This is a genomic window from Halomonas sp. BM-2019, from assembly GCF_017584085.1.
In genome coordinates, this window is sequence record NZ_CP071922.1 from 3,316,652 (window position 1) to 3,331,264 (window position 14,613).

The following is a 14,613-nucleotide window of genomic DNA, read 5'->3' on the forward strand; positions in this document are numbered from 1 at the left end:
GCAGATTGCGGTTGCCCGGTTGCATCACCTGCCTGCGCGCCGGCTAGCTAGCCGGCGCGCAAGCATGGTGGATTAATCCCGAAGATCAGCGGGGATCTCGTAACCGTTTTCTTCAAACCAGCGAACCGCCCCGGGGTGCCAGGGGATGAAGGTGTTGTGCACGAAGTTCTCCGGCATCGTTTCGCGCGCAGAGCCATGTACCTGAATCATGCGCTCATGGTTCTCCATTACGGTCTTGGTCACTTCGTAGACCAAGGACTCCGGCATGTCCTTGTGGGTGATGGCAAAATTCCACAGTGAAATGGCGGATGCATCCTCATCCAAGCTGCTGTAGGCACTAGCGGGTATGGTTGCCGGACTCAGTTCAGGAAAGTCATCCAGGAATTGCTCCATCTCCTGCTCGGAGAAAGAGAAAATATTGACATCGACTTGCGCCTCAAGCTGACTGAACGCAGAAACCGGTATGCCAGCGGCAAAGGCGAAGGCATCCAGCAAGCCATCCTGAACCTGACTAGCCTGGTCGGCGGCGCCACCGTTGCGGGTGCGGACATTGAGGCCGAGTTTCTCGAAAAGCTGGGGGTAATACATATCCCCCGTTCCGCCGGCAGGCCCCACGCCCACGGTCTTCCCATCGAGGTCAGAAATCGAGGAAATACCTGAACCCGACAGCGAGATTACTTGCAGGGCCGTTTGGTACATGGGGAAAACGGCACGGATATCGGTGTGCTCGATGCCCGGCGCCAGCTCACTGTTACCCTGCCACGCCTCGTAGGCGGGCCCCATGGTAACCATGCCGAACTCATGCTCGCCCATCTGCACAAGTGTCACATTCTGGACAGGACCACCGGTAACCTCAGCACCAAAGGATGAACCTGTTGCTTCACTGGCCAGATTTCCCCAACCGGATCCATAGATATAATAGGTTGCCCCTTGGCTACCCGTACCGATGGTCAGGCTGCGCGGCCAGTTATCACGATCCGCTTCAGCAAAGGCACTGACGGCGACGCCACTGCAGAGTGCGACGACAGCAAGATTGGATAGTTTCATGTGAGTGCTCCATTTAAGTTATACTTATCTTGTCGAAAAAAACAGTTCATCTGCCCTATGTAACGATGACAAATCCCTCCCCAAGTTTCGCAGTGGACCTCATGTGACACATTGATGCCTCATGAAATAACCTTGCCACCGACTCGCATCGGTCGATTAACAACTGACGGGTCTTGCCCAATGCTTCCTCTAGCCGCATCGGTCCATCCGTCAACGAGAATGCAGCGGTGACGCCATGCTCATATGAGGCGCGCCAGTCATATCCGAGCTGTCCCGCCATTACGATGACTGGCACGTTCAGCTTGCTTGCACACCGAGAGATTCCAATCGGCGTCTTTCCGGCCAGGCTTTGCCCATCCAGGCGGCCTTCACCCGTGATAACCAAGTCCGCACCACCAATAAGATTCAAGAAACCAACTTGGTCCATGACCACATCGATGCCAGGTTTGAGTTCTGCATTGAGGATTGCCTTGGCCATATACCCAACGCCGCCCGCTGCACCAGCCCCGGGGTACTCGCTGACATCATTCCCAATAGCATCATAAAGCTTGTCAGAAAACACCCTTAATGCCGACTCGAGTTGATTAACATCGCCTAATGAAGCCCCCTTTTGCGGGCCATAGATGGCACTAGCACCATTCTTCCCCAGCAATGGGTTGTCGACATCGACTGCCGCAACAACTTCAAGGTTCTTTAGTCGACCATCAAGCTGTGAAATGTCAATCCTGGAAATCCGGGAAAAGCTCCTTGGGGATGGGGGCAATTCATGGCCATGCTTATCCAGCAACCGCCCACCTAGTGCGACTAAAAGCCCTGCTCCTGCATCGTTGGTAGCACTGCCTCCCAGCGTAAGGACCAAGGATGTTGCCCCCACTCTCAGCGACTCATGTATAAGTTGACCAACGCCATAGGTGGTACCGTCCAGGATGGAGCGCTGATGGACATCCGTATACTGCAAGCCACAGGCTTCGGCCAACTCCACATAGGCCGTGGCACTCTCCCTATGCCACCCCCAGGCGGCACGCCTGATTCCTCCATGAGCATCCGTCACATCCGTGTGGCGTACTTCAGCACCGGTGGAAGCAACCAAAGCAGCTAGCGTACCTTCGCCACCATCTCCCATTGGACACTGCAACAGCACTGCATCTGGCAGGGCACGAGCGACTCCTTTCGCCATTGCGTCTGCAGCAGATTCAGCAGACAGCGACCCTTTGTAGCTATCAGGAGCAATGACTATTTTCACTATGAAGCTCCCATGGTGAAATACAGCGAGGTTTTCAATTGGGTGACGCAATCTTAAATCATCTGTCCAAGGGGCTGGCCAACCGATGGCGCTAGCCCCTTGGAAAATCGAACTACTGTTCTTCGATATCCGAACAGATGGCTTGAGTCACACCCTCAGTCGTTGCGGTTCCTCCGAGGTCTTTTGTCTGGAGGCCAGAAGCAGTCAGTCTTTCAATGGCGGCCATCAAGCGCTCGGCTGCAATATTCTCGCCAAGATGCTCAAGCAACATGGCCGCAGTCCAGAAGGAGCCCACCGGGTTCGCAATCCCTTTACCGGCAATATCAAATGCAGAACCGTGGATGGGTTCGAACATGGAGGGGAAGTTGCCTTCGGGATTCAAGTTAGCGGTTGGAGCAATACCCAGGCTGCCTGAAAGCGCCGCCGCCAGATCGGACAGAATATCGGCATGAAGGTTAGTCGCCACGATAACGTCCATCGTCTCGGGCTTCAGCACCATGCGGGTGGTTACAGCATCGACCAGCTCACGATCGATATCGACGTCAGGGAAATCCTTGGCAACTTCGAAGAAGACCTCATCCCAGAGCACCATGCCATGGCGCTGGGCATTGGACTTGGTCACCAGGGTCAGCTTCTTGCGAGGGCGGCTTTGGGCAAGCTCGAAGGCAAAGCGATGAATACGCTCGATACCTTTCCTGGTGAATACGGACACCTCTGTGCCCACCTCGTCGGGAAGCCCCTGGTGCACCCGACCGCCATTACCCGAGTACTCGCCCTCGCTATTTTCCCTGACGATGACCCAATCGATTTCATCGGCACCTTTCAAGCGGCTATTGACACCCGGCAGCACCCGGGCCGGGCGAACATTGGCGTATTGATCGAAGCCCTGACAGATGGCGAGTCTGAGCTCCCAGAGAGAGACATGATCAGGAACGTCTTGGCTACCCACGGCCCCAAAGTAGATGGCATCAAACTTTGACAGCTTTTCCAGACCACCTTCTGGAATGTACTCGCCTTTCTCGAGATAACGCCGAGAGCTCCAGTCAAAATCCTCGAACTCAAACTGAAAGTCTCCACTCTTCTTCGACAGGGCTTCCAGAACTTTCTTGCCGGCCTCGATCACTTCAAGACCAATTCCATCCCCGGGAATAACCGCAACACGGTGACTGCGCATACTCAACGCTCCTGCTGATTGTTTAGCGATATCTCACTTTATCGAGAGACATCAGAATTGCCCCACCAACACTAGGTGACAAGCCGGAGAGCATGCAATATACTGTGAGTTGAAACAGAAACAACCCGGGGGTTAACACTCATGTCGAGCACCGACTTTGAGTTTTTTATTTTTCTTTGTCAAGCAGGCAGCATTTCAAAAGCTGCCAGAGATCTAGACATAACGCCTGCAGCTGCGAGCAAGAGACTTTCCAATATCGAAAAGAATGTAGGCTCTCAGCTTTTATCGAGATCAACTCGCTCGATGAGCCTGACATCGAACGGCACGATTTATTTAGACTATGCTCGAAAAGTTACATCAACAATAGAGGAGATGAACAGCGCACTACGCCAAAAGAGCGATGAACCCGAGGGGCTGATTCGGATCAATGCGCCCTTTGGGTTTGGAAGAAAATATGTATCCAGATTCATTGCCGACTTTATAAAAGAAAACCCAAAGGTGGAATGTCAACTCCACCTTTCAGACCACCCACTAAACCTGATAGCCAATTCATTTGATCTCGGAATTCGCTTTGGGTCACTCCCTGACTCTGGATTACATGCCAAGAAGATTGCTTCACACCAGCGATTTGTTTGCGCATCACCCTCTTATTTGGAAACACACGGGGTACCTGAACACCCCCGAGAGCTCTCTGAGCACAACTGCATAGTACTAAGACAGAATGAGGACACGTATGGAAACTGGAAATTCAATAAAGGCGATCAGATCTATCACATCCGCGTCAGAGGAAATTTGAGTTCAAACGATGGGGAAAGTGTGCTGAGCTGGACGCTGGGAGGGCATGGCATCGCGATACGCGCTGAGTGGGATGTCTACCACCATATAAAAGAAGGCCACCTGAAAAGAGTATTAAATGAATACCAGCTACCTAATGCCGATATCTATGCGGTGTACCCTTATAGCCAGCATCTTCCGGCGCGGATACGACTGCTCATCGACTATCTATCTGAAAGTATGAACATAGTTCCGTTCAGAAAATGACGTTACACCGTAAGAAAGATGGCACTGCCCGACAAGGGGTAAGGTCTGCCATAGCTCCGAGGAGCAGGCACTTGATGCCTGGAATCGAAGCGCCTGGAAGCATGGCCGAGGCTTGCGCCCCAGCGCACGGCGGCCTATGGATCAGGACACGGCCTGAGCTCCAGTGATCTCGACCGCAGAGCCACAGAGGAAGGGCGCCTCGTCCGAGCTCAAGAATGCCACCAGAGCCGCTACTTCTTCCGGCTTGCCGATTCTGCCGAAGGGAACGAGCTGATCAGTCGGGCCGATCCCGCTCATCCTGGACGCCGCCGATCACCACGATGTAGTCGAACTCCGTGGGGTTTCGATAGGTCTGGCAGGGCGAGATGGTGGCGCCGCAGCTGGAGTGGGCCTCTTGGCCGACGCTGGTCATGAAGGTCCAGTGACAGCGCAGCTGACGGCTGCGGTCGCCCTCGTCGGCGGCCAGGCGCAGGCAGTCGACGAAGGCGGCAAAGGGCAGCAGCGTGAAGCGGTGCAGCAGGACGAAGCACACGGAGGGGCGGCACCTCGGCATGACGCGATATATTCACGCTGTCACGGGGAGACCTGGATGCCGCACTGGGCGGTGAACCACTCGCGGAACCGGCGTAGCGTCTCATCATCGGCCTTGTCCTCCCGATAGGCTAGGTAATGGCGCGTCTCTTCCAGCACCACCTGATTCTCGACCGGCCTGACCAACTTCCCCTGCTCGACAATCGGCCCCACGAGGTGGTCCCAGCCCAGGGCCACACCCTGGCTGTTCAGCACCATCTGGATCAGCATATTGTAATCGTTGGCATTGAAATAATGGTGGCTATCGCGCGTGCGATCCTCGATATCAAGATGGTGGATCGCCAGCCACACTCCCCAATCCACGTGCTCGGCGACCTGGGAGCGACCGTAGGGACTCAGGTTCAGAAGCACACCGTCTCTCAGCCCCTCAAGCGTCTGAATCTCGGGATGGGCCTCGAGATATTCCGGCGTACAGACCGGATAGATGACATCGTGAAACAGCGGCAGGCTGATATAGCCGTCCCGCACCCGCGACATCTTGGTGATGAAGATGTCCGGGTAGACCCCTGGCTCCAGAGAGAGGAAGTTCTGGGTGGTAACCAGATTAAGGTCGATATCGGGGTTGTCACTGAAAAAGCTCGGTAATCGGCGCGACATCCACAGCGCAGAGAAAGCGGGAGAGCAGCACAGCGTCAGGGGGCGCCTGGCACTCGTCCGATGGTCCTTACGGATGCGATCGGCGGCCTGAGCAATGTTGATGAAGGAAAGCTGCGCCGCATCAAAGAAGATGGAGCCGGCCGTGGTCAGCTCTACCGAACGCCCCACCCGCTTGAACAAGGGCGTGCCCAGATAACCCTCCAGCTCACGAACCTGGCGGCTGATCGCCGCCTGGGTGACGCAAAGGGCCTCGGCGGCACGGGTGAAATTCTGGTAGCGCGCCGCCGCCACGAAGGACTTCACCGCCCGCAGGGAAGGCATCTTGAGCAGCGTCTGGTCGGGGTCGGTGTGCTTTGTCATAACGTGAGCTCATCAACATCCTGAATAAAAAGTCGATTCCGCCGAGAAACAGACCGGCCTACTCTCGATGGAAGCGTGCAACAAGGCATTTCCGCCCTTTCTAGGCTACCCGAAAGTCCCCGCGTGCAACAGCCGCCCCCCGGGGTTGTGGTCGGTGAACGCTGCGGAGACTCTGCCGAGCGGACCAGGCACCACCCACCCAAGGCCAACCGGATGAGGAGGAACCACCCTTTTCAACCATAACATCCCGTCATTAATTGCCGGCAAAATAAGTTTCTTTGGCAGCAACGCCGGACTGCTTACTCTGAATGAAAGCCAATTCCGGCTTGATCACGACTTCCTATATAAAGCTTCTTTACAAAAAGGTGAAAGCATGAACTTCGATGGCATCTGGACTCCCGTCGTCACTCCCTTTGCTGGCGACAATTCCATCCAGTTTGATGTGCTCGGCAAGGTGATCGATACCCTGATTGATCAGGGCGTTCACGGCCTGATCATCGGCGGCACCACCGGTGAGTACTATGCGCTGAGCAAGGATGATCGCCAGCGCGTCTTCGACTTTGTCACCGATCACGCCAAGGGGCGCATCCCGCTGATGGCCGGCATCAACGCTACCACCACCGAGGAGAGTCTGGCGCTGGGCCAGTATGCCAAGGCCGCCGGCTTCGATGCCCTGCTGGTGGCGGCCCCCTACTACTGCCAGCCGACCCAAGACGAGCTGCTGGCCCATATCCGCGCCGTCGACGATGCCCTCGACATGCCGATCATGCTTTACAACTTCCCTGATCGCACCGGCGTGCCCATGTCGCTGGAGCTGATCCAGGCGCTGCAGGATCGGCCCAATATCCAGGCGATCAAGGAGAGTACCGGATCGGTGGAACGCCTGCATGCGCTGGCCACCGAGTTCAGCGATCAGCTTCAGCTCAGCTGCGGTATGGACGACCAGGTGCTGGAGTACTTCGTCTGGGGGGCACGAAGCTGGGTCTGTGGCGCCTCCAACTTCCTTGCCCCGGAGCACGTGGCCCTGCACCGTGCCTGCGTGATCGAACAGGACTTCGTCGCCGGTCGTGAGCTGGCCGCTCGCCTGCTGCCGATGCTCAACCTGCTGGAGCAGGGCGGCAAGTTCTGTCAGTACATCAAGTACGGCTGCGAAGTGGCCGGGCTGCCAGTCGGGCCGGCACATCGCCCGCTGCTGCCACTGGACGAGGCAGAGAAGGCCGCCTTCCAGCGTACCTATGAGGCCCTGGTCGCCCACCGCGGCTGACCCTCAGGCGGTGGAGGCCAAGCCATGCAGCTGACATGCAATTTCCTGCCCCAGAACGACGGCCGATGCGGCTGGTATGAGATGCTACCGCCGCCACCGCCCGCTTCGCCCCTGAGGGGTGAGGCCAAGGCCGACTGGATCGTGCTGGGCGCGGGGCTGGCCGGCCTCGCGGCGGCCCGCCGACTGGCCGAGCTGCAGCCGAATGCCGCCATCGCCCTGGTGGATGCTCGGCGCGTCGGTTACGGCGCCGCCGGGCGCAACTCCGGGTTCATGATCGACCTGCCGCACAACCTGAGCTCTCACGATTACACCGGGGACCGCAGCGAGGATCTCCAGCAGATTCGCCTCAACCGCGGGGCGATCGACTATATGCGTGACATCGTGCAGCGCCACGCCATCGACTGCGACTGGCGAGAGCAGGGCAAGCTGCACGGCGCAGTAGAGGCTCACGGAGAGCGTGCCCTGGAGGCCTTCGCCAAGGGCTTGACGGCCCTGGGGGAGCCCTATCGCCTGCTCGACGCCAGGGAAATGCAGGCAGTGACAGGCACCGGCTTCTATCGGGCGGGCCTGCATGCCCCCGGCTGCGTGCAGGTCCAGCCCGCCGCCCTGGTCCGGGGCCTGGGGAAGACGCTGCCCGAGAACGTGCGCCTCTATGAGGACACGCCAGTCCGCGAGATCCTGGTCGGCAAGCCCCATGTCCTTATCACCGATCAGGGGCGCCTCACGGCACCCCGCCTGATCCTCGCCAACAACGCCTACGCGGCCCAGTTCGGGGGGCTAGGCCTCAAGGGGCGCATTCTGCCCGTCTACACCTACGGCAGCCTGACCCGCCAGCTGAGCCCCGAGGAGATCGCGGCGCTGGGCGGTGAGGAGAGCTGGGGGCTGATTCCGGCGGACCCCATGGGGACCACGGTGCGCCGCCTGAGCAACGGCCGCATCTGCATCCGCAACTCCTTTACCTACAACCCCGATGTCAGCACCAGTGCTAATCAGCTGGCACGCGTGCGCGCCGCCCACTGGCGCTCATTCGAACGACGATTCCCGATGCTGGCCGGGGTCGAGCTGGAGTACACCTGGGGCGGTGCACTATGCCTCTCCCGCAACGGCGGTACCCCCTTCGGCGAGCTGACCCCCGGGGTCTTCAGCGCCGTCTGCCAGAATGGACTGGGCCTGACCCGCGGCACGATCTCCGGAAAGCTGATCGCCGAGTATGCCCTCGGCGTCGAGAGCGAGCTGCTCAACATCATGCTCAATCAACCCAAGCCGGTCGCCAACCCGCCCGAGCCCCTGCTCGGCCTGGGGATTCGTTCGACCCTCGCCTGGAAAGAGTGGAAGGCCGGTAACGAACGCTGATTCATTGCACCTGAAGGAGAACAACAATGTCCGATAGCCTCACCCCGGATAGCATTGCGCAACAGATCGAGCGCCTCGAATACCGCAACCTGGCCTTTATTGACGGCCGCTTCGTCCCGGCGCGCTCCGGCGAGACACTCCCGACCCTCAACCCGGCCACCGGCGAGGTCTTGACTGAGGTCGCCGCCTGCGGCGCCGAAGACGTGGACCTGGCCGTCCAGGCCGCTCGCCGCGCCTTCGAGGCCGGCGTCTGGTCGGGGCTCGCCCCCGCCGAACGCAAGGCCATCCTGCAGCGCTTCGCCGACCTGATCGAGGAAAACTGCCTGGAGCTGGCGGTGCTCGAAGCTATGGAAGCTGGCAAACCGATCAGCGAGTGCTTCAACGTCGATATTCCCGATACCGCCAATACCATCCGCTGGCATGCCGAGGCCACCGACAAGCTCTACGACGCCGTGGCCCCCACCGCCAAAGGCGTGGTCGCCACCGTGACCCGTGAGCCCATCGGCGTGGTCGGCGCGGTGCTGCCGTGGAACTTCCCCGCCATGATGGCCGGCTGGAAGCTGGGCCCGGCGCTCGCCACCGGCAACAGCGTGGTGCTCAAGCCCGCCGAACAGACCTCACTGAGCACCCTGCGCCTCGCTGAGCTAGCCCATGAGGCCGGGATTCCGGCCGGGGCACTCAACGTGGTGCCGGGTCTTGGCCACGCGGCGGGCAAGGCCATCGGTCTGCATACCGACATCGACATGGCCGCCTTCACCGGCTCCACCGAGGTGGGCCGCAAGTTCCTCGAGTACTCCGCGGCCAGCAACCTCAAGCGGGTGGTGCTGGAGTGCGGCGGCAAGAACCCCCAGGTGGTGATGCCCGACGTCAGCGACCTCAAGACCGTGGCCAGCAACGTTTTGGCCGCCGCCTTCTGGAACATGGGCGAGAACTGCTCGGCGGGCTCGCGGCTGATCGTGCACCGCTCCATCAAGGATGACCTGGTCGACGAGCTGCAGCGCCAGCTCGAGACGGAGTGGACCACTGGCAACCCGCTGGACCCGGAGGTGCAGCTCGGCGCCCTGATCGAACAGGCGCACATGCAGAAGGTTCTGGCACACATCGATCAGGCCAAGGCCGAGGGCGTGACCCTGGTAAGCGGAGGAGCCCGGCTCCTGGAAGAGAGCGGCGGCTACTTCGTCGCCCCGACCATCTTCGATGACGTGTCGCCCGAGGCGGCGATCGCCCGGGACGAGATCTTCGGCCCGGTACTGGCGGTGATCCCGTTCGACACCGAGGAGGAAGCCATCGCCATCGCCAACGACACCTGCTATGGCCTGGCGGCCTCGCTGTGGAGCGAGGACCTCAACACCGTGCACCGCATGTCGGCGGCCATCCGCGCCGGTACCGTGTCGGTGAACTGCTTCTCCGAGGGCGATATCACCACGCCCTTCGGCGGCTACAAGCAGTCCGGTTTCGGTGGCCGCGACAAGTCGGTCCATGCCCACGACCAGTACTGCGAGCTCAAGACCACCTGGATCCAGCTGGCTTGATCCTGCTTCGGAGGGCGGCCTCGCCCTCCTTGTCAACACTCGGCCGTGGAATGGACGAAGCGATAACCGAGAGTATTGGTTACCACGGCAAAAAGGTCATTTCTCATAATTCTCACACGATGATAGTTTGAAAACATGCCTATGCCTCACAACGACATGGGACAACCCCCAACTACAATAGCCTAACTAGAGAGGGTGCTATGAAAGCCGAGACCACACAAATCATGTTCAAGAAAGCAGCCATCCCATCGATTATCGCCGCACTATCTTTCTCTTCCGCCGGGTTGGCAAGCGCCGACAGCATTCGACTTACCATGGCGACGGAATCAGGAGATCGAGACTCGGCCCAAGGCCAGGCGATCAACAAAATTTCGGAGCTCGTCGAGGAAAAGTCAGACGGCAGAATCACCATCAATGTCTACTATCAGGATGAAATTGGTGGCCCACAGGAACTCTTCGATCAGCTGGTCAGGGGCAATATCGACCTGATGCTGACCTGGCCCCATACGTCTTATGACGAGCGGCTTGGGGTGTTGCACTTACCTTATCTGAGCCTAGGGTGGGATGAGGCACTGGAAACCTATGGTCGAGATGGCTGGCTGTCGGAAATCATTGGCCCCCTTTTCTCGGACATTGGGCTTGAGTATCTGGGCCCCTTCCCCGAAGGCTTTGGCGGTATCGCCACCCGAAATACCTATGCCACCAACTATGAGGACGCACGAGGAATCCGGGTTCGCTCTCAGCCGATCTTCCCTCTCCCTCAAACGGTACGGGCCATGGGCTTCCAGGCCGTACCGATTGACTGGTCCGAAGTCTACACCTCCATTCAGACCGGTGTCGTCGATGGCGACTCGGGCAACGTGATCTTCTGGCCCCACACCTACTTCAGTGACCTTCTCGATTATTATGTCCACTCCCAGCACAACTTCTCCTTCTATGCCTTCCTGATGAATCAAGACGCCTGGCAAGCACTCGATGATCAGGATCGTACGATCATCTCAGATGCCGTAGAAGTCGTGGTCAACGACCAGTTCGAGAATGCCAAGGACGAGGATCACATGTGGATTCAGAGGGCCCAGGAGGATGGTATGGAATATATCGTGCCATCCGATGAAGAGATGGCCGACTGGATCGAGCGAGTCCGTGATCAGGTTTGGACGGAAGCGGAAAGGTCCCTCGGAGCGGATGTCATGGATGCAGTTCGCGCCAATGCTACCAATCCGCAGTAACTAGCCAATGCGTGGAGTGGGGTGGCCCGGGATAGCAGCGGCCACCCCATGGCATTCACTTCTTGGGGCAATGTCATGAAAGCTATCGTTGACATATTCGCTTCCATCGATAACGCGATCGCTTTATTTATGAAGATCATCGTTACGATGATGGGTGTTTTCGTATCCTTCGCCATCGTGATTGGCATCGTCTCCCGGTCACTCTTGGGGATGCCGATCTTTGGACTCGAGGAACTGGTGCTGATGGCGGCCATGTGGCTATACATGCTGGGCGCCGCACTGGCGTCTCGAGAGCGCTCTCACCTTAGCGCCGACTTCATCCAGGCTTTCTGCAAAAACGAGACCATCAAAACTGTCTCAAGATTCACTGCCACCACCCTCTCGCTCTTGTTGGCAGTACTATTCGTTGTGTGGAGCTACAGCCTGTTATCCTGGGGTATCGAAAGAGGGCAGCGAACTCCAGTGTTCGGCATCCCTCAATACATCTCTCAAGGCAGCCTCTTCGTCGCGAGCATTCTCCTCCTCGTATATGCACTACGAGACTTTGCTCATGATGCTGCACATTTGTTCATCAAGAAATGAGCGAAACACCACGCTCCTTTCGGCACAGAAAACAATGTTAAAGGAAGGCTAAAATGGGTGCCTTGTTAGCTATTGCCGCCGTCGTCGTACTGATGATGATAGGTGTGCCAGTGGTATTTTCTTTCGCTGCCATGACGCTGGTCTTGTCGCTAGCATACGATGTCAACATATCTTCGCTGATGACCACCGGATTCTGGTCTATCAACTCGGTCATATTGCTGGCACTGCCCCTGTTCATCATGACAGGGTATTTGATGCAGTCCGGGGGGATTGCCGCCAGGCTGATACACTTTGCCGAGGCCATCGTTGGAAAGTCACGCAGCGGGATGGGCACCTCCATGGTGGTGTCTTGCGGTGTATTTGGGGCCATTTCCGGCACCGCGTCGGCTGCCGTAGCGGCTATCGGCACCATCATGATTGGTCCGATGGAAAAACACGGATACACCCGACCCTACTCCACGGCCCTGGTCGGAATCTCCTCACTGCTCGGTCTGCTGATACCCCCCAGCATCACCATGATTCTCTATGCTGTCGTCACTCGTCAGTCCGTGGCGGCGGTCTTTCTGGCGACCATTGGCCCAGGCATCCTGCTGATGATTTTCCTCTGCGCCATCAACGCAATCAAGATGCGCCATAACCCAGGCCAGAGGGGTGAAGTGTTTCCCATCACCGAGCGGTTCCGGCATATCGGCAGTACCGGTTGGAAGGCCCTTCCCGCTCTGATGCTGCCGGTGATTATTCTGGGGGGCATCTATGGCGGCATCTTCACACCCACCGAGGCAGCCGCCGTTGCCGTCGTCTATGCCATTCCCGTTGGGCTTTTCGTCTATCGCGAACTCGACCTGAAGTCAGTGGTACAGTGTTTCATCAAGGCTGCCACGACGACGGGCGTAATCATGATCATCCTGCTCTTCTCCTTCGTGGCCAGCCGCATCTTTACCATGGAGCGTGTGCCCCAGGAGCTGACGGCGCTGTTGCTCGACACGGTCGGCAACGAGCTGCTGATCCTGCTCATGGTCAATGTCTTCCTGATCCTGATGGGCATGATCATGGATGACGTCAGCGTCGTTGCCATCCTGAGCCCGCTGTTGCTTCCGGTCATGGAAAGCATCGGAGTTCATCCGGTCCACTTTGCCGCTATCGTCGGTACCAGCGTCGTGATCGGCTGCAACAGCCCGCCCATGGCGCCTATCCTGTTCATGAGCTGCCGAATCGGCCAAGTGGGGATGTCACAGGTCATACGCCCCGCCTTTAGTTTCATGCTGTGGGCCGCGCTGCCCGTGATGTTGATCACCACCTACTGGCCGTCGTTGTCGCTCTTCCTACCGAGGCTGCTCGGATACGTGAATTGATGTGGACCTATCAGCTCAACCGGCAAGGAAAAGCTTACGGCTTACCCCTGCCGGAAGAGGCCATGACATGAGTACCAAACGTTGCCAAAATAATTCTGAGGACGCTTTGTTGAATCATCAAGCGCTTTCCATCTACGAGGCGGGGAGACTAGCTGAAAAGGCCTGCCTCGCCGCTGGCGCCAACCCTGCTACTGCGCACGCCCTATCAAGGGCGACAGTTTCAGCGGAGCTATACGGACAGCAAGGAGTCGGGTTCCCCCACCTTCTGGACTATCTCGCCAGTTTCCAGGCGGGGCGAATCAATTGTCGAGCCGAACCAATTTTCAACTCGCCCTTGCCTGCGCTCATCTACTCTGATGCAGATGGGGGCATTGCTCAGCTAGGCTTCGACCAGGCTATGCCGACCCTGGTTACGAAGACAAGCGAACTGGGCGTGACCCTTTTTACCCAGAGCAACAGCTTTACCAGCGGCGAGCTGGGCTACTATGTCCGTCGCCTGGCGCTGGAGGGGCTGGTGGCCTTTGCCGTCTCCAACAGCCCGGCGGCAGTGGCCGCGGCCCCTGGCGGCGGGAAGGTTTTTGGCACCAATCCGCTAGCCTTTGCCGCCCCCCTGGCCGACCCCGAGGCGCCCCTAGTGATCGATCAGGCAATCAGCGCCACCGCTTTCGTCAACCTGCGCGGTGCCGCGGAACGAGGCGAGCCGATCCCCGAGGGCTGGGCCATCGATGAAACAGGACAGGCCACCACCGACTCCGTAGCGGCCCTGCGCGGCGCCCTGCTTGCCTTCGGTGGCGCCAAGGGGGCCAATATCGCCTTGATGATCGAGTGCCTGGCGGCGGGGCTCTCCGGCGCCGCCTGGTCCCTGGATATGGCGGATTTCCAGAACGGCGCGGAACGGGTCGATGCCGGGCTGACGATCATCGCCATCCATCCCGCGGCCCTGGCTGCGGACTTTTCGATCCGGCTCAGTTGCCAACTTGACCGGCTGGCCGCAAGGGGGGCCTATGTGCCCGGTCGTCGCCAGGTGCGAGACGCCGCCTCGGCGGAGGAGCAGGTCGTCATCGACACGACGGTGCTGGATGCAATCCGCGGCTACCTCTGAGCGGAGATGTCAAACGCCGCCGACAAGGCTAGCGCTGAAGCCAGAACTACTGTAGCGATCGCTCACGTTGCCATCCGGGCTTGCGGGTATCGACAGTGGCAATGCCAAGCTCGGTACTGGTACTTTCGTCGCCAGCCTGACTAATG

The 14,613-nt window shown here is 58.6% G+C and carries 14 protein-coding genes; 8 read left to right on the forward strand and 6 right to left on the reverse strand.

The window, feature by feature from the left end:
• Positions 1–72: 72 nt before the first annotated feature.
• The 3 genes from J5F18_RS16515 to J5F18_RS16525 form a co-directional block, all read right to left on the reverse strand.
• The gene (locus J5F18_RS16515) at positions 73–1,047 is read right to left on the reverse strand and encodes a TAXI family TRAP transporter solute-binding subunit (protein ID WP_346299631.1); all 975 of its coding nucleotides are present in this window, start codon (positions 1,045–1,047) and stop codon (positions 73–75) included.
• 55 nt (positions 1,048–1,102) lie between these two features.
• Positions 1,103–2,290: a glycerate kinase gene (locus J5F18_RS16520; RefSeq protein ID WP_346299632.1), complete on the reverse strand. Its 1,188-nt coding sequence runs from the start codon at positions 2,288–2,290 to the stop codon at positions 1,103–1,105.
• A gap of 112 nt (positions 2,291–2,402) precedes the next feature.
• On the reverse strand, positions 2,403–3,464 hold the full coding sequence (locus tag J5F18_RS16525) for a tartrate dehydrogenase (RefSeq protein ID WP_346299633.1): 1,062 nt from the start codon (positions 3,462–3,464) through the stop codon (positions 2,403–2,405).
• A 141-nt stretch (positions 3,465–3,605) separates the two neighbouring features.
• Here J5F18_RS16525 and J5F18_RS16530 point away from each other — a divergent pair, with 141 nt between their 5' ends.
• On the forward strand, positions 3,606–4,505 hold the full coding sequence (locus tag J5F18_RS16530; RefSeq protein ID WP_346299634.1) for a LysR family transcriptional regulator: 900 nt from the start codon (positions 3,606–3,608) through the stop codon (positions 4,503–4,505).
• A gap of 141 nt (positions 4,506–4,646) precedes the next feature.
• Here the strand turns inward: J5F18_RS16530 and J5F18_RS16535 are convergent, their stop codons facing one another.
• Genes J5F18_RS16535 through J5F18_RS16545 form a run of 3 tightly spaced genes read right to left on the reverse strand, consistent with a single transcriptional unit; the run spans position 4,647 to position 6,053 of the window.
• Entirely contained in the window at positions 4,647–4,802 is a 156-nt protein-coding gene (locus J5F18_RS16535; RefSeq protein ID WP_346299635.1) for an SDR family oxidoreductase, read from the reverse strand.
• The gene (locus J5F18_RS16540) at positions 4,780–5,037 is read right to left on the reverse strand and encodes a hypothetical protein (RefSeq protein WP_346299636.1); all 258 of its coding nucleotides are present in this window, start codon (positions 5,035–5,037) and stop codon (positions 4,780–4,782) included. The genes J5F18_RS16535 and J5F18_RS16540 overlap by 23 nt, the downstream gene beginning before the upstream one ends.
• Before the next feature lie 41 nt (positions 5,038–5,078).
• Positions 5,079–6,053, reverse strand: a complete 975-nt coding sequence (locus tag J5F18_RS16545) for a LysR substrate-binding domain-containing protein (RefSeq protein WP_346299637.1) — start codon at positions 6,051–6,053, stop codon at positions 5,079–5,081.
• 373 nt (positions 6,054–6,426) lie between these two features.
• Here J5F18_RS16545 and J5F18_RS16550 point away from each other — a divergent pair, with 373 nt between their 5' ends.
• From J5F18_RS16550 to J5F18_RS16580, 7 genes are all read left to right on the forward strand, one after another.
• Entirely contained in the window at positions 6,427–7,317 is an 891-nt protein-coding gene (locus J5F18_RS16550; RefSeq protein WP_346299638.1) for a dihydrodipicolinate synthase family protein, read from the forward strand.
• A gap of 24 nt (positions 7,318–7,341) precedes the next feature.
• Positions 7,342–8,670, forward strand: a complete 1,329-nt coding sequence (locus J5F18_RS16555; RefSeq protein WP_346299639.1) for an FAD-binding oxidoreductase — start codon at positions 7,342–7,344, stop codon at positions 8,668–8,670.
• Between the two features lie 26 nt (positions 8,671–8,696).
• Positions 8,697–10,202 carry an aldehyde dehydrogenase gene (locus tag J5F18_RS16560; protein ID WP_346299640.1) on the forward strand — a complete coding sequence of 502 codons (1,506 nt, stop codon included), beginning with the start codon at positions 8,697–8,699 and terminating at the stop codon, positions 10,200–10,202.
• A gap of 200 nt (positions 10,203–10,402) precedes the next feature.
• Entirely contained in the window at positions 10,403–11,431 is a 1,029-nt protein-coding gene (gene dctP, locus J5F18_RS16565) for a TRAP transporter substrate-binding protein DctP (protein WP_346299641.1), read from the forward strand.
• Between the two features lie 48 nt (positions 11,432–11,479).
• Entirely contained in the window at positions 11,480–12,013 is a 534-nt protein-coding gene (locus J5F18_RS16570; protein ID WP_346299642.1) for a TRAP transporter small permease, read from the forward strand.
• A 53-nt stretch (positions 12,014–12,066) separates the two neighbouring features.
• A complete protein-coding gene (locus J5F18_RS16575; protein ID WP_346299643.1) occupies positions 12,067–13,365 on the forward strand; it encodes a TRAP transporter large permease in 1,299 nt (432 codons plus the stop codon).
• Between the two features lie 67 nt (positions 13,366–13,432).
• Complete coding sequence (locus tag J5F18_RS16580; RefSeq protein WP_346299644.1) at positions 13,433–14,467, forward strand: Ldh family oxidoreductase; 1,035 nt, start codon at positions 13,433–13,435, stop codon at positions 14,465–14,467.
• Positions 14,468–14,613: the final 146 nt, after the last annotated feature.